This window comes from Frondihabitans sp. GW821-FHT04F02, assembly GCF_059420045.1.
The window spans coordinates 476,279-503,069 of the sequence record NZ_JBWKSZ010000002.1; the positions used below are offsets into that span (position 1 = coordinate 476,279).

The 26,791-nt window shown below is 70.4% G+C and carries 20 protein-coding genes; 9 read left to right on the forward strand and 11 right to left on the reverse strand.

Translation table 11 applies throughout. The features are described from left to right. Window positions 1-31: 31 nt before the first annotated feature. From AC07TY_RS07395 to AC07TY_RS07410, 4 genes are all read right to left on the reverse strand, one after another. Complete coding sequence (locus AC07TY_RS07395) at window positions 32-3,901, reverse strand: ABC transporter ATP-binding protein (protein ID WP_494784877.1); 3,870 nt, start codon at window positions 3,899-3,901, stop codon at window positions 32-34. Continuing rightward, window positions 3,898-4,341 carry a MarR family winged helix-turn-helix transcriptional regulator gene (locus AC07TY_RS07400; RefSeq protein ID WP_494784878.1) on the reverse strand — a complete coding sequence of 148 codons (444 nt, stop codon included), beginning with the start codon at window positions 4,339-4,341 and terminating at the stop codon, window positions 3,898-3,900. The genes AC07TY_RS07395 and AC07TY_RS07400 overlap by 4 nt, the downstream gene beginning before the upstream one ends. A 111-nt stretch (window positions 4,342-4,452) precedes the next feature. Continuing rightward, complete coding sequence (locus AC07TY_RS07405) at window positions 4,453-5,091, reverse strand: hypothetical protein (protein WP_494784879.1); 639 nt, start codon at window positions 5,089-5,091, stop codon at window positions 4,453-4,455. Window positions 5,092-5,144: 53 nt separating this feature from the next. Further along, the gene (locus tag AC07TY_RS07410; protein WP_488624606.1) at window positions 5,145-6,386 is read right to left on the reverse strand and encodes a beta-ketoacyl-[acyl-carrier-protein] synthase family protein; all 1,242 of its coding nucleotides are present in this window, start codon (window positions 6,384-6,386) and stop codon (window positions 5,145-5,147) included. A 211-nt stretch (window positions 6,387-6,597) separates the two neighbouring features. Between AC07TY_RS07410 and AC07TY_RS07415 the strand changes: the two genes are divergently transcribed. Further along, window positions 6,598-7,161: a hypothetical protein gene (locus AC07TY_RS07415; protein ID WP_494784880.1), complete on the forward strand. Its 564-nt coding sequence runs from the start codon at window positions 6,598-6,600 to the stop codon at window positions 7,159-7,161. A 108-nt stretch (window positions 7,162-7,269) separates the two neighbouring features. On the opposite strand, the gene AC07TY_RS07420 is transcribed toward AC07TY_RS07415, so the two are convergent. The 4 genes from AC07TY_RS07420 to AC07TY_RS07435 form a co-directional block, all read right to left on the reverse strand. Beyond that, window positions 7,270-7,455, reverse strand: a complete 186-nt coding sequence (locus AC07TY_RS07420; protein WP_123505368.1) for a hypothetical protein — start codon at window positions 7,453-7,455, stop codon at window positions 7,270-7,272. Between the two features lie 395 nt (window positions 7,456-7,850). Next, a complete protein-coding gene (locus AC07TY_RS07425) occupies window positions 7,851-9,506 on the reverse strand; it encodes an MDR family MFS transporter (RefSeq protein WP_494784881.1) in 1,656 nt (551 codons plus the stop codon). Next, window positions 9,503-10,123, reverse strand: a complete 621-nt coding sequence (locus AC07TY_RS07430) for a TetR/AcrR family transcriptional regulator (RefSeq protein WP_123505366.1) — start codon at window positions 10,121-10,123, stop codon at window positions 9,503-9,505. Before AC07TY_RS07430 ends, AC07TY_RS07425 begins: the two co-directional genes overlap by 4 nt. Window positions 10,124-10,522: 399 nt before the next feature. Further along, a complete protein-coding gene (locus tag AC07TY_RS07435) occupies window positions 10,523-12,520 on the reverse strand; it encodes a S53 family peptidase (RefSeq protein ID WP_494784882.1) in 1,998 nt (665 codons plus the stop codon). Window positions 12,521-12,759: 239 nt separating this feature from the next. Between AC07TY_RS07435 and AC07TY_RS07440 the strand changes: the two genes are divergently transcribed. Continuing rightward, a complete protein-coding gene (locus AC07TY_RS07440; RefSeq protein WP_494784883.1) occupies window positions 12,760-14,037 on the forward strand; it encodes a sensor histidine kinase in 1,278 nt (425 codons plus the stop codon). A 7-nt stretch (window positions 14,038-14,044) separates the two neighbouring features. Next, window positions 14,045-14,803 (forward strand): response regulator, encoded by a 759-nt coding sequence (locus AC07TY_RS07445; RefSeq protein ID WP_494784884.1) that lies wholly within the window; start codon window positions 14,045-14,047, stop codon window positions 14,801-14,803. Between the two features lie 118 nt (window positions 14,804-14,921). On the opposite strand, the gene AC07TY_RS07450 is transcribed toward AC07TY_RS07445, so the two are convergent. Next, window positions 14,922-15,209, reverse strand: a complete 288-nt coding sequence (locus tag AC07TY_RS07450) for a hypothetical protein (protein WP_488624599.1) — start codon at window positions 15,207-15,209, stop codon at window positions 14,922-14,924. Between the two features lie 330 nt (window positions 15,210-15,539). Between AC07TY_RS07450 and AC07TY_RS07455 the strand changes: the two genes are divergently transcribed. Then, window positions 15,540-16,382: an aldo/keto reductase gene (locus AC07TY_RS07455; protein ID WP_123505362.1), complete on the forward strand. Its 843-nt coding sequence runs from the start codon at window positions 15,540-15,542 to the stop codon at window positions 16,380-16,382. Between the two features lie 73 nt (window positions 16,383-16,455). On the opposite strand, the gene AC07TY_RS07460 is transcribed toward AC07TY_RS07455, so the two are convergent. Further along, entirely contained in the window at window positions 16,456-17,049 is a 594-nt protein-coding gene (locus AC07TY_RS07460) for a TetR/AcrR family transcriptional regulator (RefSeq protein ID WP_488624598.1), read from the reverse strand. Window positions 17,050-17,142: 93 nt separating this feature from the next. Here AC07TY_RS07460 and AC07TY_RS07465 point away from each other — a divergent pair, with 93 nt between their 5' ends. The 3 genes from AC07TY_RS07465 to AC07TY_RS07475 all read left to right on the forward strand — a co-directional run bounded on the left by AC07TY_RS07465 (window position 17,143) and on the right by AC07TY_RS07475 (window position 22,124). Next, complete coding sequence (locus AC07TY_RS07465; RefSeq protein WP_494784885.1) at window positions 17,143-19,611, forward strand: beta-glucosidase family protein; 2,469 nt, start codon at window positions 17,143-17,145, stop codon at window positions 19,609-19,611. A gap of 172 nt (window positions 19,612-19,783) precedes the next feature. Continuing rightward, window positions 19,784-21,301 (forward strand): MDR family MFS transporter, encoded by a 1,518-nt coding sequence (locus AC07TY_RS07470; RefSeq protein WP_494784886.1) that lies wholly within the window; start codon window positions 19,784-19,786, stop codon window positions 21,299-21,301. Window positions 21,302-21,455: 154 nt separating this feature from the next. Further along, window positions 21,456-22,124: a metal-dependent transcriptional regulator gene (locus tag AC07TY_RS07475; protein ID WP_123505358.1), complete on the forward strand. Its 669-nt coding sequence runs from the start codon at window positions 21,456-21,458 to the stop codon at window positions 22,122-22,124. Between the two features lie 223 nt (window positions 22,125-22,347). Here AC07TY_RS07475 and AC07TY_RS07480 read toward each other — a convergent pair whose 3' ends face one another. Beyond that, window positions 22,348-23,616, reverse strand: a complete 1,269-nt coding sequence (locus AC07TY_RS07480; protein ID WP_494784887.1) for a calcium:cation antiporter family protein — start codon at window positions 23,614-23,616, stop codon at window positions 22,348-22,350. A gap of 208 nt (window positions 23,617-23,824) precedes the next feature. Here AC07TY_RS07480 and AC07TY_RS07485 point away from each other — a divergent pair, with 208 nt between their 5' ends. Further along, the gene (locus AC07TY_RS07485) at window positions 23,825-24,391 is read left to right on the forward strand and encodes an NAD(P)H-dependent oxidoreductase (RefSeq protein ID WP_123505357.1); all 567 of its coding nucleotides are present in this window, start codon (window positions 23,825-23,827) and stop codon (window positions 24,389-24,391) included. 152 nt (window positions 24,392-24,543) lie between these two features. Continuing rightward, window positions 24,544-26,694, forward strand: coding sequence for a glycosyltransferase family 39 protein (locus AC07TY_RS07490; protein ID WP_494784888.1), 2,151 nt, complete (start codon window positions 24,544-24,546; stop codon window positions 26,692-26,694). Window positions 26,695-26,791 lie beyond the last annotated feature (97 nt).

Genomic DNA, 26,791 nt, shown 5'->3' on the forward strand with positions numbered 1-26,791 from the left:
TCACCCGCGCGCTTTCCGCGCGTCTCGCCGCCTACCCGACCTCGACCGCCTCGTACGCCCGCCACATGCTCGCGTAGCGTCCCTCCCGCTCCAGGAGCTCGTCGTGCGTGCCCACCTCGACGAGCCGCCCGCCCGAGAGCACGCCGATGCGGTCGGCGGCGCGCGCCGTCTGCAGGCGGTGCGCGATCACCACCGTGGTGCGGCCGCGGGCCACACGGTGCATCGCCCGGGTCACGCGCGCCTCGGTCAGGAGGTCGAGGTTCGACGTCGCCTCGTCGAGCAGGAGCACGACGGGGTCGACGAGCTCGGCGCGGGCGAGCGCGATCAGCTGCCGGTGTCCAGCCGAGAGGGAGCGGCCGCGCTCCGTGAGCCGGTGGTCGTAGCCGCCGGGCAGCTCCATCACGAACTCGTGCGCGCCGACGGCTCGGGCAGCGCGTTCGACGTCGTCCTGAGAGGCGTCGGTCCGGCCGTACGCGATGTTGTCTCGGACGGTCCCGGTGAACAGGAACGCCTCCTGCGGAACGTAGCCGAGCTGCGTCCGGAACTCCCGCAGGTCGAGCTCCCGGAGGTCGTGGCCGTCGATCGTGACCGCGCCCTGGTCGGGGTCGTAGAAGCGAGCGAGGAGCTTCATGACGGTGGACTTGCCGGCTCCCGTCTCGCCGACGAGCGCGATCGTCTCGCCGGCCGGGATATCGAGCTCGATGTCGTGCAGCGCCTCGGGCGCCTTCGGCACGATGCCCGCGTCGACGACGAGCGAGCGGGCGTCGGACGGCCCGCGACGGTCGCCGCCGGTCGGCATCGCGGAGAGCACCGGGTAGGAGAACCCCACCCCTTCCAGTCGCAGGCGACCGGCCAGGCGTCCAGGCCGGAGGGGCGTCGCCGCCTCCGGCGTCAGGGTCTCCAGCGCCATGAGGTCGCCGATGCGTGCCACCGAGACCCTCGTCTGCTGCCAGGCGTCGAAGACCTGAGACAGCTGCTGGATCGGGGAGAAGAACATGCCGATGTAGAGCAGGAAGGCGATGAGGTCGCCGGAGGTGAGCTTCCCGTCGGCGATCAGGGTGGCCCCGACGCCGAGCACGATCACGTCGGCGATTCCCGACAGGAACTGCACGAACGGGAAGTACAGGGCGACCAGCCGCTGTGCCGCGATCCGGGAGTCGACGAACCGACGGGCGAGGCGGGCGAAGTGCGCCATCGTGGCCGCCTCGTGCGTGAACGCCTGCGACTCGCGGACACCCGAGAGGCTCTCCTGGAAGTCGGCGTTCACGACGGCGATGCGCTCGCGCGCCACGTCGTAGAGGAGGGCCGCCCGGGCACGGAACACGACGGTGGCGACAGCCAGGGGCACGACCACGGTGAGCGTCAGGAGGCCGAGCTCGGCGTCGATCAGGACGAGCGCGACGCCCACGCCGACGAAGGTGACGATCGACACGAGCGCCGACAGCAGGCCGTTCTGGATCAGACCCTCGAACTGGTCGACGTCCGTCGTCATTCGCGTCATGACGCGCCCGGCCATCTCGCGCTCGTAGAAGTCGAGCGACAGCCGCTGCAGCTGCGCGAAGATCCTGATCCGCAGGCTGAGCATGATGCGCTGGGCCGCCCGGCCGGTCACGAGGGTCTCGGCCATGCCGTCGAACAGGTCGACGATCGTGACGAGCAGGAACGCCCCGGCCGCGGCGAACAGAACCAGCTCCGAGCCCTTCTGCACGCCGGAGTCGATGCCCGTCTTGACCAGGTACGGCCCGATCAAGCCGGCGATGGCGTCGATCACGACGAACACCAGGGCGAGCAAGAGGGGCTTCCGGAACTCGCGGAGCAGGGTGCGCAGCGAGAATCCGCGGTCCTGGCGGGTCTCGACGGCGAGGTCGACGGAGGGCGCGTCGCGCACCGGGCCGAGCGCCTCGACGCGGGCCAGGAGCTCGGGCGTCGCCGCGAAGAGCGCCGCCGCGCCGCGGGAGCCGCCGTGGCCGCCACCGGCACCCAGGCCGCCGCCGAGGCCGCCGCGAGGGACGGCCTGGGCCGACGGCGCGGACTGCGGTGTCGGGGCGGTCGCCGTCTCAGGGATTCCGGCCGCCAGAGCGTCTACGTCGCCGCTGGCCGCGGCTGCGGCGGCGCCGAACTCCTGATCCTCCGACTGCCCGGTGATGAGCGCCCGGTAGAGCGCGCTCGACTCCGCGAGCTCGGCGTGAGTGCCTTCGGCGGCGACCCGGCCGTGCTCGAGCACGACGATCCGGTCGGCGAGGTGGAGCGTCGACTCGCGGTGCGCGATCAGGAGGACCGTGCGCCCGGCGAGCTCGGCGCGAAGGCCGTCGTGGATGGCCTGCTCGGTCGAGGCGTCGATGGCGCTCGTCGCGTCGTCGAGGATCAGGATCCGGGGGTCGGCGAGGATCGCCCGGGCGAGGGCGATCCGCTGCCGCTGACCGCCCGACAGGCTGAGACCGCGTTCGCCGACGACCGTGTCGAACCCCTTCGGCAGGTCGTCGACGAACTCGAGTGCCTGGGCGGTGGCCGCGGCCTTCCTGATGTCGTCGTCGGCGGCGTCCGGCCGGCCGTAGGCGATGTTGGCCCGGATGGTGTCGGAGAACAGGAAGCTCTCTTCGAACACCATGCCGATCGACGACCGGAGCGACGCCAGGGTGACTCCTCGAAGGTCGTGTCCGTCGAGCGAGATCGAGCCGCGGTCGGGGTCGTGGAAGCGCGCGACGAGCGCGGCGACCGTCGACTTGCCGCTGCCGCTGGGGCCGACCAGCGCGACGCGCTCACCGGATCTGAGGTGCAGGTCGAGGCCATCGAGGGCCGGGTGGCCGGCGGCTCTGTCGTACGAGAAGGCGACGCCGTCGAAGCGCAGATCTCCTGAGACCGCGTCGAGCACCACGGCGTCCGGAGCGTCGCGGATTCCGGGCTCGCGGTCGATGAGCTGGAAGATGCGCTCGATGCCGACCTGCGCCTGCTGGCCGATCGCGAGGACGCCGGCGAGCTGGCGGGCCGGCGCCATGAGCGCGGCGATGTAGGAGGTGAAGGCGAGGAACGTGCCGATGGTGAGCTGACCCTCGATGGCGAGCCAGCCGCCGAGCGCGAGGATCGCGACCTGAGCCAGCGTCGGGATCGACTCGAGCAGCGGCTGGAACCGCGCCTGGATCCGCACCGACCGCATCTGGGCGCCGTACACGTCGGTGGCGACGCGCGACATCGTCTCGACCTCGCGGCGCTCGCGTCCGAACGCCTTGACGACGCGTACTCCGGCGACGTCCTCGTCGACGATCTGAGCGACCTCGCCCTCCTTCTGCTGGGCGTCCCAGGTGGCGGGGAGCACCTTGGCGCGCATCCGGTAGCCGATGATCACGAGCGCCGGAACCATCACGAGGCTGACGAGCGCCAGCAGCGGCGACAGGGTGAACATCACCACGAGCGACAGCACCATCAGGATCACGTTGCCGCTCATGATGGGCAGCATCATCAGGAGGCTCTGCACCAGGGACGAGTCGGAGTTCGCGCGGCTGACCAGCTGGCCGGTCGACATTCGGTCGAGAGACGACTGGTCCATCCGCTGCAGGTGGTCGTGCATGTCGGTCCGGAGGTCGTTCTGCACCTCGATGGCGACTCGCCCGCCCCGGTACCGACGCAGGTAGGTGAAGCCGAAGCTCGCGACGGCCAGGGCCACCATCAGGGCGAGCCAGGGGGCCAGCGGCGAGGTCCTCTCGACGATGACGCCGTCGACGATCTGCCGCGCGATGAGCGGCACGACGACCTGGCAGATGCTTCCGGCCAGCGACGCGACGAGCGAGATGATCAGGCTGGCGCGGTGTCGCAGCATGTAGCGCCAGAGGCGGCGGACCCAGCCCTCGGCAGAGGTGGTGGGCGATCCCGATTTCGAGGAGCTCTCGGTCGTGCCGGCGCTCACTGCGCGGCCGCGGTCTCGGCGCTGCGGCGCTCCTGAACAGTGCGCTCGACGGCGTCGTTCAGGGTGGCGAGGGCGGCGATCAGGGCGGCAGGATCGTCGGCGCGGCCGGCCACGAGCTCCAGCTGGCGCGCCATGCGTCCCTCCATCCTCTCGAACAGCTCAGAGCCCTGGTCGGTCAGCGCGAGCGACGTCGCGCGACCGTCGCCCTCCACGGCGTCACGCCGGATCAGCCCGCGCCGGTGCAGCGAGTCGACCGTCGCGCTGATCGCCGGCTTGCCGATCTCGAGCCGCTGGGCCAGGCGCGAGGCGCGCTCCTCGCCCGACGAGATCGTGGCGAGGACGCGGTAGTCGGCGAAGCTCAACCCGTCGGCGGCCCGCTCGACGATGCGCGACGCCCGCGCGAGGGCGCGGACGGCGCGCACGAGATCAGGAGTGGTCATGCGCTCACTCTACGCTCGATGGTTCGGGTGTCGAACTAGTTGGAGGGCCGCGATGAGGGGCGCAGGAACTCGGGACGGCGAGTTCCTGCGCCCGATCGGCCTGTGCGGAGGTCACACGACGAGCGCCACAGCCCGCGCGATCACCACGCCGATCAGCACGTACCCCGCGAACGACTCGACCGCCGTCAGCCACTTCGCCCGACGCGACACCGGCGTCGCGTCGGCCGTCATGAAGGCGACCGCCGTGCGGAACGACGTGCGCAGATAGTCGACGTACCAGGCCGACCAGGGAGTGGTGCCCCCCTGTTCGCGGAAGCGGAAATCAGGTCGCCGGCGATGGGGGAGCTCCGGGTGGAGGCGGGCCACGGGTCCGTCGCGGTCGATCTGCCAGTAGAGGAGCGAGAACGAGAGGACCATCGCGACCCAGACCTGGAGCGCGGCGACGAGGAGCCGTGGGGTGCCCTGGATGACGAGGCCGGCGACGGTCTCGCCGAGGGCGGCGAGGGTGGCGGCCGCGACGACGCCGTGCAGGCCGACCGAGAGATCGCGAGACCAGGGTTCCTGACGCGAGTATCGGAGCGGGTTCAGGACGACGAGGGGGACGCCCGCGAGGACGGCCAGCAGTGTCACAGCATGACGGATCGGCGCGGAATCGCCGGGAAGGGTCGCGTACAGCGCGAGCGCGACGAGAAAAGCCACGGCGGGCGGGATGCGGGGCTCCGCGGTCGTCCGTCGCTGATGGGGGCTCACGACGAGCCAGTGTAGGTGCGCGCCGCCGAGAGCTTCGGCGCCGCGCTCGCCGATCAGGCGACCGGCGCGAAGATCAGGCTGCCGTTGTGGCCGCCGAAGCCGAAGCTGTTCGACAGGACGGGACCCGGCGTCCAGGCGCGGGCCTCCGTCGGGATGTCGAGGTCGATCTCGGGATCGAGGTTCTCGAGGTTCGCCGTGGGAGGGATGGTCTCGGAGGCCATCGTGAGTGCGACCGCCACGGCCTCGACGGCACCGGCGGCGCCGAACGAGTGTCCGGTGACGCCCTTGATGCTGGTGACGACGGGGCGCGAGCCCTCGAACACGCGGGACACCGCCTCGCTCTCGGCCTTGTCGTTCAGGCCGGTCGACGTGCCGTGCGCGTTGATGTGGGTGATCTGCTCGGGGCTGAGCCCGGCGTCCTCCAGCGCGAGCCGCATGGTGCGCTCGGCGCCGGTGCCGCCTGGTGCTGGAGCTGTGACGTGGTAGGCGTCGGCGGTCGAGGCCGCCCCCTCGATCGTCATGTAGATGCGGGCGCCGCGCGCGACGGCATCGTCGTAGGGCTCGAGGATCAGCATGCCGGCCGCCTCGCTGGCGGCGAGGCCGTCGCGGTCGCGGTCGAACGGGCGGGCGACTCCGGTCTTCGACAGCGCGCGCATGTTGGCGAAGCCCGCGAGGCAGACGGGCGTCAGGCTCGAGTCCGTGCCGCCGGCGACGACGAGGTCGGCCGTGCCCTGGGCGATCATGCGGGCGCCGGCGGCGATGCCGTCGGTGCCGGCCGCGCAGGCCGTCGAGATCGTGGTCGCCACGCCCCGGAGGGCGTAGCGGATGCTGATGGCGCCCGCCGGGGCGTTCGGCATGACCATGGGCACGAGGTGCGGCGACACGAGGCGCTCGCCCTTGGCATCCAGCAGCAGGATCTGGTCGGCGAGCGTCTGGACTCCGCCCATGCCCGTGCCGAGCGACACGGCCGCCCGCTCGTGGTCGATGCCGTCGATCAGCTCGGCGGTGTCGGAGGTCGACGGGTTCGGAGCGTCCGGGTCGATCTTGAGGAGACCTGCGTCGCGCAGCGCCTCATCGGCGGCGACGACGGCCATGCGCGTCACGATGTCGGAGTTCTTGGCGTTCTTGTGGCTCATCAGGCGGCGCGCGTCGAGCGCCTCCTGGTCGACGCGGCGGACGGCGAGCGGCGCGACAGGCTCGAAGAGGCTCTTCCAGAAGGCGTCGACTCCGACGCCGTTCGGGGTGACCACGCCGATCCCGGTGACGGCGACGCGGCGGTTCTGCAGGGGCTTCATGCGAGTGGATCTCCTTGGCGAACGGTGCACGGCCTGGTCGGGCCGCCTCCTATTCAACACGGCGCCCGCCTCAGGACTTTCGTCGACTCGTCCAAGATTCGCGGGCCGGATTTGTACCCGGTCTGGCGGATTACCTGAATCCCGTGGAGAAAGGCGACGCCTATCGGGTGCAAGATCGATGCATGGACTTGTCTTCTGGAGGTACCCGCTGATGGTCGCGCCACTGCTCAAGGCGATCGGAGCGGTCGTCGTCGGCACGCCCCTCGCCATCACGCTCGGCCTCACGGCTCGGTCGCTCAAGAAGCAGGAGGACGCCGCCGTCCCGGTGGTCGCTCCGGGCGACTCGCCCCTCGTCGTGACCGTCTTCAGCAACTGGCTGGACGCCAAGACGCACGAGCACCTCTCGCCCACGTCGTTTAAGAAGGGCTACGCGGCGTACGACGTCCGTGTCGAGAACCGCACCGGCAGCAGCGTCAAGGGCGTGAACGTCGAGCTTCTCGATCTCGATGGCGACGTGCTCGGCACGGTGCGCCTCGGCGACGTCGAACAGCACGGTTACTCTGTCTTCGCCGCGAAGAAGGCGTGGAACCGCGCCCTCGAGCGCATCCGCGTGGCGGAGGAGGCGCCGAGGGCCGTCCTGACCTGGCGTACCCCCGAGGGCCGACGCCGGGCGATCCCGTCGCTGGTCATGCGCCGCGTGCTCGGGCCCACTCCGCGCGAGCTGCGTCGTGGACGCCGCGAGAAGTCGCCCGTCGTCAACCACGTGATGAGCTAGGCGACGCGACCTCCCTGAGAGGCGGAGCGATCTTCCCGACGGGCGACGCGACGTTTTGAGGGGCAGGCGGGTTGTCTCGCCCCGGTGGCGCGCCCTACTTCTTGCGCCCTACTTCTTGCGCGGGCTCGCCAGCCAGGTGAGGCTCACGATCAGGACGACCGCCGCCGCGACGAGCCACGGGGCCGAGACGCCGGTCGACAGCACGACGGCACCGCCGGCGACGAGGATCATCGCCGCGACGGCGGAGACGACGACGAGGGCGACACGGGGCGCGGGCCTGGGCGAATCGGACATCCCCCGAGTGTGGCGTCGCCCGAGGGACATCGAAAGACGGCATTCAGGGGGACATAGCGCGGTCCGAGCGCATCGGCCCACGCGGCGCGCGGGCTGTCGCCCGAGGGTGGGGCGCGAATTCGCCCGCGGGTGACCGCGGGCGCGGCGTGGTGCGGCACGGGCGTGGCGCGGCACGGCCCGCATCTCGCGGCGCGCGGATCAGGAAACGTGGGGCGGCGGCGCGGGGCAGCACGGCGTGTGCGGGCGCGGCGGTGCAGGATTCCTGAGCTGGCACCCGCCCCGGCGCGGGCCCCGCCGGCACGGCGCGAGCCCGCGCACGACACGCGCCTCGGCGGCGCGGCCACGGCAGAGGGCGCCGGCCCAGACGGACCGGCGCCCTCAGCGCGAACGCGGGGTCAGACGGTGGAGCGGGAGGCGGTCTCGAGTTCCTGCGCCCGGTCGTCGCCCTGCGCCCGGTCGTCGCCCTGGGCGGTCGCGGGGACGACGGCGATCGACCCTGTCGACAGGCCCTCGGCTGGCGACTGCTCGAGAGTCGTCGCGAGCGGCACCTCCTTCACGAAGAGCAGCAGCACGGCGGCCAGGAGCACGAGCGGCACCATGATCAGGAAGATCGGGGTGAGCGCGTCGTTGTAGGAGTCGATCACCGCGGTCTTGAGCGCGCTCGGCAGGTTCTTGACGAGCTCGGGGGTGAGGGAGTCGGTTCCGCCCGTGGCGCCCGCCGAGGAGGGCGGCAGGTTCTCGCTCAGGAGGCTGGTCAGGCGCGACACGAAGATGCTGCCGACCACCGCGGCGCCGAGCGAGGCGCCGATCTGGCGGAAGTAGTTGTTGGCGGCGGTGGCGGTCCCGACCTCGCGAAGCGGGAACGTATTCTGCACGACGAGCGTCAGGATCTGCATCGCAAGGCCCAGGCCGATGCCCATCAAGGCGAAGTAAAGGCACATGATCCACACCGCGGTCGAGGCGGTCATGGTGCTCATGAGGGCGAGGGCTCCGGCGACGATGACCATGCCGACGACGGGGAACCACTTGTAGCGGCCCGTCTTCGAGACGATCTGGCCGGCGGCGATCGACGTGATCAGAAGGCCCGCCATCATCGGGATCATCAGGAAGCCCGCCTGGGTGGCGTTCGAGCCGGTGACCATCTGGAGGTAGGTCGGGATGTAGGCGAGCGATCCGAACATCGCGATGCCGATGATCAGCGTCGCTGCGGTCGTGAAGACGAAGTTCGGAGCCCTGAAGAGGTGGATCGGCATGATCGGCTCGGCCGTCCTGCGCTCGACCATCACGAACGAGAATCCTGAGATCGCGAGGCCGGCGAACAGGCCGATGATCTGCGGGGAGTTCCAGTCGTACTGGTTGCCGCCCCAGGTCGTGACGAGCACGAGGCAGGTGGAGGCGATGGCGAGCAGAGCCATGCCGTAGGCGTCGATCCGGGGCTTGCCCTGGTCGGCGCGGCGCGGCAGCTTCAGGAAGAACACCGCGAGGGCGATCGACAGGATGCCGAGCGGCACGTTCATCCAGAACGCCCAGCGCCAGCCGATGCCGTCGGTGAAGAAACCGCCGAGGAGCGGGCCGGCGACGCTCGAGAAGGCGAAGACGCCGCCCATGATCCCCATGTACTTGCCGCGCTCGCGGGCGGGGACGACGTCGGCGATGATCGCCTGAGCGAGGATCATCAGACCGCCGCCGCCGAGGCCCTGAATAGCGCGCGCCACGATCAGCGACGGCATGGAGTCGGCGAGCCCGCCGAGCACGGACCCGCCGATGAAGATGCCGATCGCGACGATGAACAGGCTCTTGCGGCCGATGAGGTCGCCGAGCTTGCCGTAGACGGGCAGCACGATCGTCTCGGCGAGGATGAAGGCGGTCGTGACCCAGATCATCTGGTCGACGCCGTGGAGCTCGCCGACGATGGTCGGCAGGGCCGTCGAGAAGATGGTCTGGTCGAGCGATGCGAGCAGCATCGTGACCATGAGGCCGGCGAAGACGAGCAGGATCCCGCGCTTCGACGTGCCGGTGGCGCTCGTGGGCGCGGGGGCGACGGTGGTCATGTGATTCTTTCGATGAGAGAGCGGACGAGTTCGATGGCGCGCGTGCGGACGACGTCGGCGGGCTCGGGTGCCCCGTCGTCGATCCACTCGCGCACGGAGGTGCGGACGACGCCGCCGCAGAGGGAGAGCAGGGTCTCCGCCTCGGCGCGGCTCGGGGTCACGCCGGGGCGGTCGTGCTGGAGGATGCGCGTGACGGCGGCGACGAGATCGTCGACCATGCGCGTCATCTGCACCATGTGGCGCGAGAGCAGCTGGGGGTGCCGTCTCAGGAGCTCGACGCGCGACTCGTGCAGCGCGGCGCCCTCGATGGACGGGCGGATCAGCGAGAGCAGCAGCACGAGCGTGGACTCCAGCACATCGACGCCGTCCGTTGCGGCGATGTGCTCCGTCACCGACTCCCGAGTGAGCACGGCGTCGTGGATGCCGAGGACCGCGTCCTCCTTGGTGTCGAAGTAGTTGAAGAAGGTGCGCGACGAGACGTCGGCGCGAGCGCTGATCGAATCGACGGTCGCGTGCTCGAGCCCGTCTCTCAGGACGAGCTCGACGGCAGCCGCTTCGAGGCGGCGGCGGGTCTCTTCGCGCTTTCGATCGCGGAGACCCAGTTGTTCGGGAACCATGCGTCAATTCTTGCCACACGTGCAAAGTTACGCAACTGCAAACGTGCAGTGCTGAAAACATTCACAGCAGGGGCGCAGGAACTCGACTCCGCCGGGCCTGAACCCTCTCTCCGGCTCGCTGCGGATCGGGGCCACCTCGGGCTCGGCGGTCGTCGATCGGCCGACGGCCAGTTCCTGCGCCCGGAGCTACTCTCGGCGACTGGGGCGGGGCGCTCGAAAGGCGCCCCGCCGTCAGACGGGGCCTGCGGGGCGAAATGGCTTCCCGACCATCTCGCCCCCGGCCCTTACGGGGTGTGCACTCACGGCAGGACCCGAATCGATGCCGTTGTGCTCAGGGGATTCGGAGCCGTTCGAAGCGCGGTTGGGCGGACTCGGACCCCCCGTTCGAGGGCCAGTCCGTCAGTAGCCCGTGCCCGCGGGGTCGATGAAGTCGTTTGCCGAGTCGACGTCCAGCTCGCCGAGCCCCGTGACGGTGTCGTAGCCGACGCGCGTCTTGAGGCTGGAGTCGGTGTCGAGGGTGACCGCGTACGAGTACGCGGAGCTCGAGTAGGCCAGCACGGTGCTGCGCCCCCGCGGTGCCACGTCGGTGATGGCGGTCGACGACGCCTTCTTCAGAGCGTAGAGCGACGGGTTCGCGAATCCGACGCGGACGCCGGTCTGCTGCTGCACGATCGCCATCTGCGCGGCGGCGATGGGTGTCGCGAGCGACGTTCCGCCGACGACGCCGAAGCCGAACGAGCCGGTGGAGAGGGTGGTGTTGTTCGTGATGGGGCGGTAGCCGATCAGGAATCCGGTTAACGGGTCGGCCAGGGCGGCGATGTCGGGCACGGCGCGACGTCCTTTCGACACGAAGCCCTCCTGATACGACGGCGTGATGAAGATCGCCGAGAGGCCGCCGCCGGAGCCGCCGAAGAACTGCCTGCCCGGGAGCGTGTGCCTGTACGTCAGCTTGCCGCCCGACTTCGAGATCGGATCGAGGGTGTCGCCCCAGCCGACGGTGAAGAGGCGCCTGCTGGTCTTGGAGAGGCCGATCGCCGTGCCGCCGACTGCGGTGACCCACGGCGAGGAGGCCTGGAAGTCAGGAGAGATGGAGCCGAAGTTGGCCTTCTCGTCGCCGTCGTCGCCCGACGCGAAGTAGAGGCCGATGCCTTCGGCGGCGGCTTGCAGGTGGAGGTTGACGTCGCCCTGGACGGAGTCCGCCGAATCGGAGTCGGTGGGCTCGCCGACGCCCCCGTAGCTGTTGCTGACGATGGTCGCGAGGCCCTCGTCGAGGATCTTCGAGAGCGCGATGTCCATGGCGCCGCCGCAGTTCGATGCGCCGACGTAGAGGATCCTGGCTGCCGGCGCAACGGCGTGAACCGCCTGCACATCGAGGGTCTGCTCGTTCTGCCAGCCGCTCGGAAGGCCGCACGCGGCCTTGTCGGTGAAGGTCGATCTGGCTGCCGACAGATCGGTGTACTGGCCCTTGGCGAGCTGCGGTTCGCCGAGGTAGGCCGCGTAGGAGTTGACGTCCGACGTGATGGTGGGCGACGCGTACGCGCCGACGATCGCGACGGTCTGGCCGGCCCCGGATCTCGTCGTGGTGCCGTAGGCGGCGCGGATCTGACGAGGCGTGTAGCCGCAGTTCGCGGTGGCGACGCTCGTGGTGCCGTGGGTCGAGGGGTACCGCGCGTAGTTCTGCGTGATGTACGACGAGCACGGCGTGCTGACCGTCACCGACTTGGGCGTGGACGCGTTCAGGGCGGCCACCGACTTGGCGGTGCTGGTGCCGCGCGTGACGGCGGCGGGCTTTGCGAAGCGGCTCTGGTCGAGCGTGATTCCCGAGACGATTCGCGCGGCGGTGCCGGTGATCGACGGCGTCGACTGCGGAGCGATCCGAGTGACGCCGGCCACCGAGTAGGTTCCCATCCGGGTGTCGAACGCCTTGTTGAAGGCGGCGACCGAGCCGCGGAACACGATGTAGGAGCGGCTGGCCGGCGTGCCGGTGACGGTGATGCCCGTGTTGGCCTTCACCTGCGCGACGGCCTGGTCGAAGTCGGCCTGCGACGGCGAGTACGTGTCGATCCAGTCCTGGGGGGCGACGTACTGCCTGAACTGCGGGCTCGCCGGGTCGGACACCGCGCGCGCGACCGCCTCTGCGCCGGCGGCATCGCGCAGCTTCAAGTACATCTCGCCCTCGATGACGGTCGACGCCGAGGTGGAGCTGGTCAGGTTGGTCGTGGTGGCCCAGGTCGGGACGGCCGACGTGAAGGTCACGCGGGTGGCGGCGTCGGCGGAGCTCACGCTCGCCAGACTCAGCGCGACGATGGTCACCGCGGTCAGGGTGACCGCGACCGCGGTCTTCAGCGCCGTGTTGAAGTTCAGCGCCGTGTTGGAGTTCCGTGTCGTGTTCGCCATCGGTGCGCGTCCGTGCGCTTCTCGTTCCATCATGGATTCCTTCCCCGGTGATCGGGACGGGGCGACCCCCACGACGAAGCTACGTCCGCGGTGTGCCGCACCACAGTCCCCAGTAGGGGGAATGGTCCTGCGGTGCACGCGGCGAGACGCCGGACGAGGCGAGTCGTCACCTCCTCCGTCGGGATGAAAAGGGGGCGCGAGAGGCGTCCTCCGCCCCGTTCGCCCGTACCGTCGGAGCCATGCAGACCACCAATCCCGTCTTCGGACTGACGACGCTCCGAGTCCTGCGCGTCCTCCGACATGCGGCGGCCCCGGCCGCCGGCGCCGTCTACCTGGTCCTCTGGATCGTCGCCGAGTCCGGCCGCTGGCCGCTCGGGCCGAACATCCTGATGTTCTCGCTCTACGCGATCGCCATCGGGCTGGCGGCGCGGCTGCCGCGCATCGCGCTGGGGCTCGTCCTGGTCGTCGGGCTCTGCCAGGCGCTCGGCCTTCTCCAGCCTCCGGACTCGACGACGTGGCCGGCGTCGGCAGCCGCGGCCTACGCGGTCCTTCTCGTCGCGGCCTTCGCCCCGCTCCGGGTCCGCTGGCTGGCCCTGCCGACGGTCGTCGTCTCAGGTCTCCTGTTCGCGTTCGCCGCCGCCGTCCCGACCGCCCGCTGGCCGTACAAATGGGGGTCGTGGACCGACTCCGGCCAGTCGCCGCGTGCGGATGCTCTGACTCTCGCCCTAGCCGCGATCTCGCTCGGCGTCATCGCCTGGGCGATCGGGTTCGGCATCTCGTGGGTCATCGCGCGCGTCCGGACCGACGTCGAATGGTCAGGCAGCGAGCTCGAGCGCGTGGACGTCGAGCTGCGCCTCTCGGAGGATCGCGCGCGCGTCTCGCGCGACGTGCACGACTCGCTGGCGCATTCGCTCGCCGTGATCGTGTCTCAGGCGCAGGGCGCTGCGGCCCTCAGCCCCCGCCGGCCGGAGGTCGCCACCGAGGCGCTCGGCACCGTGACCGAGGTGGCGCGGGCCGCCCTGGTCGACGTCCGCAACCTCGTCGAGCGCATCCAGGGCGAGGGTGACGTGATCCTGCCGCGGCTCGGCGTCGACGACATCCCCGAGCTGGTCGACCAGATGCGCCAGGTGGGCATGCGCATCGACCTGCAGGAGAGCGGCGCGAGCGACGGCGTCGCCCTCACCTCCGCGCAGGAGGTCGCGGTCTATCGGATCGTGCAGGAGAGCCTCACCAACGCGCTCAAGCACGCGGGGTCGTCGGCGCGCGTCGTCGTCGTGCTCGACCGCACCGAGAACGGCCTCGGTCTCGAGGTCCTCTCGGAGGGGGAGGCTGCGCTCGTGGAGCCCTCGCCCACCGGCATCGGCATCGCCGGCATGAAGGAGCGCGCCCGGCTCTCGGGCGGATGGCTCCGCGCAGGTCCTGCGGCGCCGGCCGACGAGTCAGGAACCCTGCGCTTCGCGGTCACGGCGTTCGTGCCGACGGTGCGATCCCTCGCGCGGGGGCACCAGAATGCCTGAGTCCGCAGTGACGCCAGCCGCTGACAAGACGGCCGCAGCCAGCACGGCCGCAGCCGACACGGCCGCAGCCAGCCCGGCCGGGGCGACCCGCGCCGCCGTACCCGTCCGCGTCGCCGTGGTCGACGACCAGCGCCTGTTCTCGTCGGGCATGGCCATGCTGCTCGAGGCCCAGCCCGACCTGGTCTGCGTGGGGGCCGCGCTCGACGGGCAGGCCGCGCTCGAGCTGGTCGAGCGCGAGGCGCCGGACTTGGTGCTGATGGACCTCAGGATGCCGGTCATGTCGGGGCTCGACGCCACCAGGCGGATCCTGCGCCAGGCTCCCCTGGACGGATCGCCTCGCGTGATCGCCCTCACGACCATCAGGAAGGACGAAGCCGTCTACGCTGCGCTCGCAGCGGGCGCGTACACCTTTCTGACCAAAGACGCCGAGCCCGACGTCGTGCTCGGCACCATCCGGGCCGCTGCCGCCGGAGCGCCCGCGCCGACGGAGGAGGAGGCGATTCGGCTGGTGCAGGAACTCGCAGCCGCCGGCGTCGTCCCCCAGCGGGGCGACGACGCGCTCGCCGGACTCACCGCCCGCGAGCGCGAGACGTTCCTGCTGGTGGCGCGCGGCCTGAGCAACGCCGAGATCGCCCGCGACCAGTACGTCACGGAGGCCACGGTGAAGTCGCACGTGCGCGCGGTGCTGTCGAAGCTCGGGTTGCGGGGGCGGATTCAGGTGGTCGTCTTCGCGTACGAGCACGGGCTGGTGGGGGAGCGGCGCTGAGCGAAGCGGCGCTGCGGGGAGCGCCACTGCAGGGAGCGGCGCCGCGGGGCGGATCTCCTGCATCGACGACGAACGGCGCCCACCCCGAGGGGTGGGCGCCGTTCGTGGCAGGAGCCGACTAGGCCGCGAAGGCCAGGTGGCCGAGCTGCACCTCGTGCGCCTGGAGGATGGTGCGGCTGGGCTCGTCGCGCCAGGCGCGGCCCGGAACGACCCAGCCCTCGGCGCCGGTGGCCTGGACGTGGGCGCCCGGGGCGACCTCGGAGCCGAGGTCGGCGAGCGGAAGGCGGACGAGGAACTCGCGGGAGCTGTCGTCGACGACGACGAACTCCACGAGGTTGTCGTGGGTGAGGGCGGGCGCCGTGGTGACGGTGCCGCCGATGCGGATGAGGTTGAGTGTCTGTGTCATGGTGCGGTCTTTCGATGCGTGGTGGCGACGCTCTGACGTTCAGGGCTCTGCTCTCTTCGAGCAGCGGCCCCCAGGCGGGTGGATCGCGGTGAACGATCGGCCTGGGAAGGCAGGTGTGTCGCACACGCCGAGTGTCGGCGTGCTGGTGTCAGCCTGTGAAGTCTGACGGGATGGACTCGGTGGAATGTGCCCCGGGAGGAGCAGTACGAGTCGGTGCGGGTGCGAGTCGAGTAGATGGTTCGTCTCAGAACACCATCGACCAAGTTACCAGGCTCGTTAGGTGTCGTCAAACCTGGAATGACACCAGTGCGAGGGGTGTTCGATGGATCCATGACCGATTCAGCAGTCCCCACGATTACCTTGAACGACGGCCGCACGATCCCGCAGCTCGGTTTCGGCGTCTTCCAGATCGAGCCCGCCGACACGAAGGCCGCCACTCTGAAGGCGCTCGAGGTCGGCTACCGCCACATCGACACCGCCGAGATGTACGGCAACGAGAAAGAGGTCGGCGAGGCGATCGCCGAGTCCGGCATCGACCGCGACGAGATCTTCGTGACGTCGAAGCTCAACAACGGCTTCCACGACCACGACGACGCCCTCACTGCGTTCGACGGCACGCTCGAGGCTCTCGGCCTCGACCACATCGACCTGTTCCTGATCCACTGGCCCCTCCCCGGCGTCGGCGACTTCGTCGAGACCTGGAAGGCCCTCGAAGAGATCTACGCCTCGGGCCGCTCGCGCTCCATCGGCGTCTCGAACTTCCAGGAGCACCACCTCCGTCGCCTCGCCAACGAGACCACGGTCACCCCGGCCGTGAACCAGATCGAGGTGCACCCGTACCTGACGCAGGAGCCCCTCCGTGCCTTCGGCGCTGAGCACGGCATCGCGACCGAGGCCTGGTCGCCCATCGCACAGGGCCTCGTGCTCGACGACCCGACGATCGTCCGCATCGCCGAGAACGTCGGCAAGTCGCCCGCTCAGGTCACGCTCCGCTGGCACATCCAGCGTGGCGACATCATCTTCCCGAAGTCGGTGACCGAGTCGCGCGTGAAGGAGAACTTCGACATCTTCGACTTCGAGCTCTCCGACATCGACATGACCGACATCTCAATGCGCAACAAGGACGAGCGCACCGGCCCGAACCCCGACGAGTTCAACTACGTGCCGGCCTGATCCAGCTCGCCGGTCCCTCTGAGGTGACCAGTGCGGGGCGCAGGAACTCGGGTTCCTGCGCCCCGCCGCCGTCTCAGGACGCCGCCGGAGGTGCGAGCAGCGCGACCGCCGCGTCGAACGCCTCGGTCATGTCCATGGTCCGGTCGTGCATCCACTGCAGCTGGAGGCCGTCGCTGAGGGCGATCAAGAGCCGCGCGGCGACGGTGGGGTCGATGTCGGTGCGCGCCGTTCCTGCGCCCTGCCGCTGGCGGATGGCCTCGCCGACGCGGGTCTCGAGATCTTTGTAGCGCTCGCCGATGTAGGCGTGGCCGGGGTGCTCGAGCGACTCGCTCTCGACGACGAGCCGCGAGTAGAGCTCGACGAGTCCGGGCACCTCGTGGTTGTGCCGGACCGCGCCGCTCAGGAGCTCGACCACGTCGCCGTCGGTCGGGGTGAAGTCGGCCGAATCGGCCGCGTCGCGCTCGCGGAGCACCTCGGCGAGGAGGCCTTCGCGCGAGTCGAAGTAGTGGAGGACGCCGGCTTTGGTCAGGCCGACCGCGTCGGCGATCTCCTGGAGCGAGGAGTTGCGGTAGCCGCGCTCGCTGATCACGCGAAGGGCGGCGGCGAGGATCTCGCGCCGGCGCGCATCGCCTTTGGCGTAGCGGCGGGGTGGAGCGTCGTTGGTCACGGGATCACCCTAGCCGCACAGTACTTACCTACCGTCGGTCGGTTTCAGAGGTATGGTCGACGGGAGGTCCGTCATTCAGGAAGTGAGTCACACATGTACGACAGCGCCGAAGAGACCGCGCGTCTCGAACAACTGGCAGCGAAGCTGACCCTCCAGGAGAAGGTCCAGCTGCTGACCGGTCGCGACTTCTGGAACACCTGGCCCATCGAGAAGATCGGCCTGCGCCGCATCCTCGTGTCGGACGGCCCCTCGGGCGTCCGCGGCGAGGTCTGGGACGAACGGTCGCCGTCGCTGAACCTGCCGTCGGCGACTGCGCTGTCGTCGTCGTGGGACCGCGACATCGCCGCCCGCTACGGTGCCGCCTCGGCCGTCGAGGCTCGCCGCAAGGGCGTCGACGTCGTGCTCGGACCAACCATCAACCTGCATCGCTCGCCCCTGGGCGGTCGCCACTTCGAGGCGTTCTCGGAAGACCCGGTCCTGACGGCCGAGCTCGCCGCCGCCTACGTCGAGGGCGTCCAGGCGAACGGCGTCGGCGCGACGCCCAAGCACTACATCGCCAACGACTACGAGTCGGAGCGCTTCACGGCCTCGACCGAGGTCTCGGAGCGTGCCCTGCGCGAGCTCTACCTGCTCGCCTTCGAGAAGAGCATCACGGAGGCGCACGCCTGGCTCGTCATGTCGTCGTACAACTCGATCAACGGCACCACGGCAACCGAGAGCGAACTGCTCGAGACGCCGCTCAACTCGGAGTGGGGCTTCGACGGCGTCGTGATCAGCGACTGGACCGCCGTCCGCACGGTCGAGAGCGCGAAGGCGTCGCAGGACCTCGTCATGCCCGGGCCCGACGGCCCGTGGGGCGCGGCGCTGGTCGCCGCCGTCGAGGCCGGCGAGGTGTCGGAGGAGGCGATCGATCGCAAGGTGATCCGGATCCTGCGCCTGGCCGCCCGCGTCGGCGCGCTCGAGGGCTTCGCCCCCGTGCAGGCCGCGCCCGTCTCGGCCGAGGACGGCATCGCGTTCGCCCGTACGGCCGAGGCCGCGGGCAGCGTGCTGCTGACCAACGACGGGACCCTCCCGCTGGCCGCCGCCGATCTGAGGAAGGTCGCGGTCATCGGGCACAACGGCCTGCAGGCCCGCACCCAGGGCGGCGGCAGTGCGACCGTCCTCCCCGAGAGGATCGTCACGCCGCTCGAGGGCCTGACCGCCGCGCTCCCCGACGCCGAGGTCACCTACTCGATCGGCGCCGTCGTGCAGGAGGGCATCGCCGAGCTCCCGCTCGAGGAGATCGTCAACCCGTCGACGTCCGAGCCCGGCATGCTGGTGCGCTTCCTCGACGAGGACGGCACGGAGATGTTCCGCGAGGACCGCCGCGCCACCGCGCTCGTCTACTTCGGCGGCGACGCCCCGATCGACACCTCGCACCGCATGGAGCTGTCGACGACGTGGACCCCGACCCGCTCGGGCCAGGTGCTGTTCGGCTTCGCGGCGGTCGGCCACGGCCGCATCCTTGTCGGCGGCGAGCTCGTGCACGAGGAGACCTCGCAGGAGACCGGCGGCATGGACCTCGGCGCGAGCCTCCTGGCCCCGCCGTCGATCGTCACGCCGCTCACCGTCGCGGCAGGAGAGCCCGTCGATCTGACGGTCGAGTTCGACATGAAGACCCGAGACGCCTCGATGGCCGGTGTCTTCGGCATCACTGCGGGCCTCGAGGCCGACAACTCCGACCCCGAGGCGCTCATTGCGGAGGCGGTCGCCGCGGCGGCGGACGCCGACGTCGCGATCGTCGTCGTGGGCACGAACTCGCGCGTCGAGTCGGAGGGCTTCGACCGCAAGGACCTCGACCTGCCCGGTCGTCAGGACGACCTCGTGCGCGCCGTCCTCGCCGCGAACCCGAACACGGTCGTCGTCGTCAACTCCGGCTCGCCGGTCGTCATGCCCTGGCACGACGACGTCAAGGCCCTCCTGCTGACCTACTTCGGCGGCCAGGAGTACGGCAACGCCCTCGCCGATCTGCTGTTCGGCGCTGCGGAGCCCGGCGGGCGCCTCCCCACCACGTGGCCGGAGACCCTGAGCGACGTGCCCGTGCTCGACGTCACGCCCAAGGACGGCCTCGTCGCCTACGACGAGGGAATCCACATCGGCTACAGGGCGTGGCTGCGGGCCGGACGCATCCCGGCGTTCGAGTTCGGGCACGGGCTCGGCTACACGACGTGGAACCTCGACGGGCTCACGGCGACCGCGGCGGCCGACGGCGGATTCACGGTCTCGGTCGACGTCGCGAACACGGGTGCGCGCGAGGGCAAGCAGGTCGTGCAGGCCTACCTCTCTCGCAGCGAGTCCGCCGTCGAGCGCCCCGCACGGTGGCTGGCCGGGTTCGCGCCGGTCGTGGTCGCGGCGGGGGAGACCCAGACGGTGGTCATCGACGTTCCTGCGCGCGCGTTCGCCCACTGGGATGCCGGCTGGCAGCACGAGGCCGGTGCGTTCCAGCTTCACGTCGGCACCTCGGTCACTCAGACCCCGCTCGAGGCGGATGTCGAGCTCGCCTCGGATGGCGCTCTCGTCTGACGTCCTCAGGCCTGAACCCGGTGCGCGCCGTGAGGCGGGCACCGGGTTCTCCTGAACCGCTGGTGAATGTCGGCGGGTGAGGGAATACTGACCGAACCACCACGTTCGACCCTTCATGCGGCCAGCGCCCCGCAGTCACCCTCGGCGCCCATCACGATCACTGGATTCACTCTTGACGACCGACACTCGCTCCACGCCGCTCGCCGGCGCCGCCACCGCTTCGACTCCTGCCCACGATCCGGCAGCCCTCTCGAAAGACGACGCGGCCCGCAACCGCGTGGTCATCGGGCTCCTCATCGTCTCGGCCTTCGTGGTCATCCTGAACGAGACGATCATGAGCGTCGCCCTGCCGACGCTCATCATCGACCTGAAGGTCTCCGCCGCCACCGCCCAGTGGCTGACCACCGGCTTCCTGCTGACGATGGCCGTGGTCATCCCGATCACGGGCTTCCTGCTGCAGCGGCTGCACACCCGTCAGGTGTTCCTGATGGCGATGACGCTCTTCAGCGTCGGCACGCTGATCGCCGCGATCGCTCCGGGGTTCTCGATCCTGCTGATCGCCCGCGTGGTCCAGGCCTGCGGAACCGCGATCATGCTCCCGCTGCTCATGACGACCGCCATGACGCTGGTGCCGCCGGCCGCTCGCGGCCGAACGATGGGCAACATCTCGATCGTCATCTCGGTCGCGCCCGCGATCGGCCCGACGATCTCGGGCATCATCCTGAGCGCGCTGAGCTGGCGCTTCATGTTCATCATCGTCCTGCCGATCGCCATCGCCGCGCTGATCCTCGGCGCCGTCAAGATGAAGAACGTCACCGAGCCTCGCAAGGTGCCGCTCGACGTGCTCTCGGTGATCCTGTCGGCGTTCGCCTTCGCCGGTCTGCTGTACGGCCTGTCGGGTGTCGGCGAGGCCGCGGCCGGCTCAGCCCAGCCGGTGCCGCCGCTCGTGCCGGTCGCCGTGGGCGTCGTCGCTCTCGCCCTCTTCATCCTGCGTCAGACGCGCCTCGCGCGCGGCGGCTCCCCGCTGCTCGACCTGCGCACCTTCCTGACGAAGAACTTCTCGATCTCGATCGCCATGATCGCCGTCTCGAGCATCGCGCTCTTCGGCACCCTGATCATCCTGCCGATCTACATGCAGACCGTGCTGCACCTCCCGACGCTCGAGACCGGCCTGCTGCTGCTTCCCGGCGGCATCGTCATGGGCGTGCTGTCGCCGGTCGTCGGCCGCCTGTTCGACAGGTTCGGCCCGACGGCGCTGCTCATCACGGGCTCCGTCCTCGTGAGCGGAGCGCTGTGGACCATGGCGCTGGCCCTCAACGCCGACACCCCGGTCTACATGATCCCGGTCGTCCATGTGATCCTGAGCATCGGCCTCGCGATGACCTTCACCCCGCTGTTCACGTCGTCGCTCGGCTCGTTGAAGCCCGAGCTGTACTCGCACGGCAGCGCGATCCTGAACACCGTCCAGCAGGTGATGGCGGGCGTCGGCACGGCGCTGTTCGTCACCCTACTCTCCACCGGCATCGCGTCGGGACTCTCCGACGGGGCGAACGAGGTCGACGCGACCGCGGCGGGCGTGCAGATGGCGTTCTTCGCCGGCGCCATCGTCTCGCTGCTGTCCATCGCGGCGGCGTTCTTCGTGCGCAAGCCGCCGGTGGTCGAGGGCGCGCCGGTGCCGATGGCGCACTGAGCCGCCGGCGATCTCGCTCGGCCCCGCCGAATCGGCACACTCCCTCCGTCGCGACGGCGGGGGTGAGCCGAATCGGCGGGGCCGAGCTGTTTCTGCCCGCCGGCGTGACCGACAGACCGACCCGGCGGGGCCGACCGCGCCCTAGGCTTTGAGGATGCCGGAAGAACGCCTGGGAACGATGACCGAGGACTACGTCAAGGTCATCTTCAAGTCGCACGAGTGGTCGAACGAGGGCCTCACCACGAACGACCTCGCCGCCGTTCTCGGCGTCGCCCCCTCCAGCGTCTCGGGCAACCTCAAGAAGCTCGCGCGCGAGGGCTTCCTCGACTACGAGCCGTACGGCCGGGCGACCCTCACCCGGTCGGGTCGACAGCTCGCCGTCCAGGTCGTGCGACGTCACCGCCTGATCGAGACGTACCTGGTAGAGCACTTCGGCTACGGCTGGGACGAAGTGCACGACGAGGCCGAGGTTCTCGAGCACGCGATCTCCGACCGGCTGCTGGCGAAGATCGACGCGGAGCTCGGCTTTCCCGACCACGACCCGCACGGCGATCCCATCCCCGCGGCGGACGGCACCGTGACGCACCCCGAGGGCATTCGACTGCAGGAACTCCCTGACGGCTCCGAGGGCACGGTCGTCCGGGTCAGCGACCACGACCCCGCCCTGCTCCGCTACCTCGACACTCTGGCGGTCGCGGTGGGCACGCGCGTCCGCGTCGTCGAGCGGCACGATTTCGCCGGGAGCCTCGCCGTCGCGGTCGGCGACGGCAACGCGGTCGAGCTCGCGAACGTCGCCGCCGGCGCCATCTGGGTGGCTGTCTGAGGGCTGGCCGGAGTTCCTGCGCGCGTGCCCTCGAGCAACTCAGGCATTCTGGCGCGTCGGCGCCGCGCGGCCCCCTTGCCCGGGCCGCACCGGTGCGATTCGCCTGACGGGCGCACCGGGCACCCCCGCGAAACCACGATCGGGACTCCGCACCAACGGATCTCATGGTGCGGAGTCCCGATCGTGGGCCGGAACGCGAGGGGCGGCGCTCTGAGGGGCCGCGCTAGCGGCTGCCCGCGCCTTCCAGTTCGCGCTCGGCGGGGCCCTCCGCAAGGGCGGCCGACGTGCGGAACGGCGCCGTGATCGTCGGAAGGATGTCGCGTCGGTGGATCCAGAGGGCGACGATCGCGACGACGATGTGCACGGCGCTCAGGACGTATCGACCGGTCTCGTCGGTCACGAAGAACTGCACGGCGAACAGGGCGACCAGCGCGATCGCGGCCCAGCGGTGGAAGCGCAGCGCGACGATGATCGCGACGCCCATCACAGTCTGCGACGCGGTCAGGACGAACTCCTCGATCTGGCGTCCGTCGAGGGGGAGCGCCGTACCGCCGCCGCCGAGCGCGTGGGCGATGGGGAGGGATCCGACGAGCAGGGTCCACTGGTTGATCTTCGAGGCGATGAGCGTTCCGATGGCGGCTGCGCCCTGGCCTCGCAGCGCGAACAGGACGGCCACGATGAACTCCGGAGCCTCGGTCGCGAGCGGCGCGAGCCACTGAACGAGGAAGTAGCTGTCGATGCCGAGGCTCGACCCTGATTGCACGAGCGCATCGGCGAAGGGCTCTGCGCTGGACAGGATGATGGCCGCCGAGACGACGAACATGCCGACGAACACGACCTTGCGCCGCGGGGCGGGCAGGTTCGCGATGTGCGCGGCTGTGCCGACGAAGTCCTCCTCGCCGTCGTCGGCGGCCCGGCCGGCCTTCCAGAGGTATGCGCCGAAGATCAGGATCAGGATGACGCCGAACCAGAGGGCGATCTCGCCGCTCGCAGGGATGACGAAGGCGAGGACCGCGACGATGGCGAGGACGCCCACGTCGAGGCGCGACGAGCCGGGCAGGTCGAGGTACTTCGGCACGACAGTGCCTGAGGCGCGGCGGGAGGCTGCGGCACGGCGGGCGGCGAAGAGAGCGACGAAGACGACGAGCGGCCAGCCGAAGCCGAGCAGCAGGCGGTTCGAGCCGGTCATGTTCGCGGCGGCGAACTGCTCGTAGGCGGGGTCGGATCCTGAGCGGAATGCGTAGTACAGGTCGACGGCGTATTCGGGCAGGACGGCGATCAGCGCGAGGATCGCGATGGCGAGCGCGCCCGAGATGTCTTTCTGGGCGGCCTCGGCGGCCCAGGCGAGCATGAACGACGCGGCGACGACGGCGCCGCCGAAGACGAGGAGGTCGACGACGGGGTGGGGCGCGAACCCGGTCACCCGGAAGACGATGGCGGGGGAGGCGATGAGGAGACACGGGACGATTCGCCTGATCAGGGGTGCGGGCACGGCGGCTCTCTCGGTCACTCGCGACCGGGCCGGTTGCCCGTCGCAGAGACCACCGTGTCACAGTGATTTTCGGGGCGAAACCTTTTCGGAATGCCGAAATTCACATCACGTGTTGCCGATTATGACCCTACGTCACGGGCAACGGGAATAGCGTTGGCGGGTGCGGACTTATGCGTTCGTATCCAATTCGTTTCTTGAAGGAGAAAACATGTCCGACACCTCGATCCTCGTCCTCGTGGGAAGCCTCCGTGCCGCCAGTACCAACCGCCAGCTCGCCGAAGCTGCCGCGCAGGTCGCACCCGAGGGCGTCACGCTGACGATCCACGAGGGCCTGGGCCACATCCCGTTCTACAACGAGGACATCGACGTCGACGGCGCCGTGCCCGAGGGTGCCGCCAAGCTCCGCGCCGCCATCGGCGCCTCGGACGCCGTGCTCGTCGTCACGCCCGAGCACAACGGAACCATCCCCGCGAGCCTGAAGAACGCCATCGACTGGGCCTCGCGCCCCTTCGGCGAGTCGACTCTCGTCGGCAAGCCCCTCGCCGTCATCGGCTCCGCGTTCGGCCAGTTCGGCGGCGTCTGGGCTCAGGACGAGACCCGCAAGGCCTTCGGCATCACCGGCGCCAAGGTGCTCGAGGATGTCAAGCTCGCGATCCCCGGCTCGGTCGTCCGCTTCGCGGAGACGCACCCGAAGGACGACGCCGAGGTCGTCGGCCAGCTGAGCGAGGTCGTCGACAAGCTCGTCTCGGCCACCACCGAGGTCGCCGCCGCGTAACGCAGCCCTCCTGAACGGCGACGCGCCAGTCGCCGTCTCGCAACACCGATGCGCCTGTCCGGCAACGCTGAGCAGGCGCATCGGCCTGTCATAGGAGGCGCATAGCGCCCGGAGCGATCCTCAGAGTCCACTCGACCTGAGAAGGACTCCCCATGACCGCACACGCCGGACCTATCGCCGGGCACGCCGCCCCGCGGGACCGCACGCTCGCAGCCCGGGCGCTCCTCGGCAGGAAGGCCGACCCCGTCTGGGTGCGGCCGAGCCTCTGGGCGCTCCTGATCGCGACCGCCCTCCTGTACATCGTCGGGCTCTCCGAGAGCGGAACCGCCAACAGCTTCTACGCCGCCGCGGTGCAGGCCGGCTCGAAGAGCTGGAAGGCGCTGTTCTTCGGGTCGCTCGACTCGTCGAACTTCATCACCGTCGACAAGCCGCCGGCCTCGCTCTGGGTGATGGGCATCTCGGCCCGGATCTTCGGCTTCAGCTCGTGGAGCCTCCTCGTGCCGCAGGCGCTCGAGGGCGTGGCCAGCGTCGCCCTCGTGTTCGCGATCGTGCGTCGGAGCCTCGCGACCCTCGGTCCGCGCCTGTCCGCGGCGGGGGCCCTCGTGGGCGGACTCGCACTCGCGTGCACGCCGGCCGCGGCGCTGATGTTCCGCTTCGACAACCCGGACGCCCTGCTGGTGCTCCTGATGACGCTCGCGGCCTACTTGGTCGTGCGCGCCCTGCCCCGGGCGAGCTGGAAGTGGCTGGCGGCGGCCGGACTCGTGCTCGGCTTCGCCTTCCTGACGAAGATGCTCCAGGGCCTGCTCGTGGCTCCTGCGTTTGCCGCCGTGTACCTGATGGCAGCGCCCACCCTCCTGCGGAAGCGCCTTCTCCACGTGCTCGGCGCCCTGGTCGGCGTCGTCGTCGGCGCCGGCTGGTGGGTCGCGATCGTCGCGCTCTGGCCGGCCGACTCGCGCCCCTACATCGGCGGCTCGACGAACAACTCCGTTCTGGAGCTCGCCTTCGGCTACAACGGCCTCGGCCGTTTCTTCGGCTCGGGATCAGGAAACGGGGGCGGCGGTGGCACCGGCGGCACGGCCGGCGGCTCCTTCGGCGGATCGACCGGCCTGAATCGGCTGTTCTCGAGCGAGATGGGCCTTGAGATCTCGTGGCTGCTCCCGGCGGCCCTGCTGCTTCTGGTGCTCGGCATCGTGGTCGCCGGGCGGCGCCCGCGCCTCGACCCGGTCCGGGCCGGCCTGGTGCTCTGGGGTGCCTGGCTCGTCGTGACCGGCCTCGTCTTCAGCTTCACCAGCGGCACGATCCACCCGTACTACACGGTCGCCCTGGCCCCGGCGATCGCGGGCCTGGTCGGCATCGGCGGCGCCTTGCTTTGGCGGATGCGCACCACGTGGGTCGGCCGACTCGGCCTCGCTGTCGCGGTCGCAGGAACGGGCGCGTGGTCGTTCCACCTGCTGTCCGAGAACGCCACCTGGCTGCCCTGGCTCAAGTGGGTGGTGCTCGCGGGTGCTGTCGTGTCAGGAATCGCGCTCGTCGTCGGGTCGATCGCGGCCTGGCACCGCGTGACCGTCGCAGCCGTCCTGACGGGAACGCTCTTCGCCCTCGGCGGGTCGGGCGCCTACGCCCTGGCGACGGCGTCGGTCGGCCACACCGGCTCGATCCCGAGCGTCGGATCGTCGTCCACCACCTCCGGCTTCGGCGGTGGCGGAGGTGGCGGCGGCACCGGCGGCGGGATGGGCGGCGGCACGGGCGGCGGCACCCCGCCGAACGGCGGTGCGAGCGGCGGCGAGGCCCCGTCGGGCGGCTTCGGCGGCACGCCCCCGGGCGGCAGCGGCAGCACCGGCGGCGAGGCCAGCGGCGGCAGCGGCACGACAGACGGCAGCGGCAGCGAGAGCGGCACGAGTGACGGCACCGGCGACAGCGGCACCGCCGACTCGGGAACCTCGACGCAGGGGGTCGGCAGTTCCGGCGCCGCGTCGTCGACAGCGCTCGACACGCTCCTGAAGAAGAGCACGGCGCGCTGGGCGGCGGCGATCGACAACGATCAGTCCGCGGCGACGCTCGAGCTGTCGAGCGGCCAGGCGGTCATGGCGATCGGCGGCTGGTCGGACGACCCGACGCCCACCCTCGCCGAGTTCGAGGCGTACGTGAAGTCCGGCGCCATCGGCTACTACGTCTCGGGCGGCGGCGGCATGGGCGGCGGCACGGGCTCGTCGTCGTCGGCGTCGAAGATCGCGGCCTGGGTCGCGGCCAACTACACGGCGAAGACCGTGGGCGGCTACACCGTCTACGACCTCTCCAGCTGAACCCGTCACCAGCGCAGGAACTCCGCGCGGCCGAGGCGCCCGCCACCGGGTGGCGCGCTCCGGCCGGGCGGAGTTCCTGCGTCCGTGCCGCTCTCCG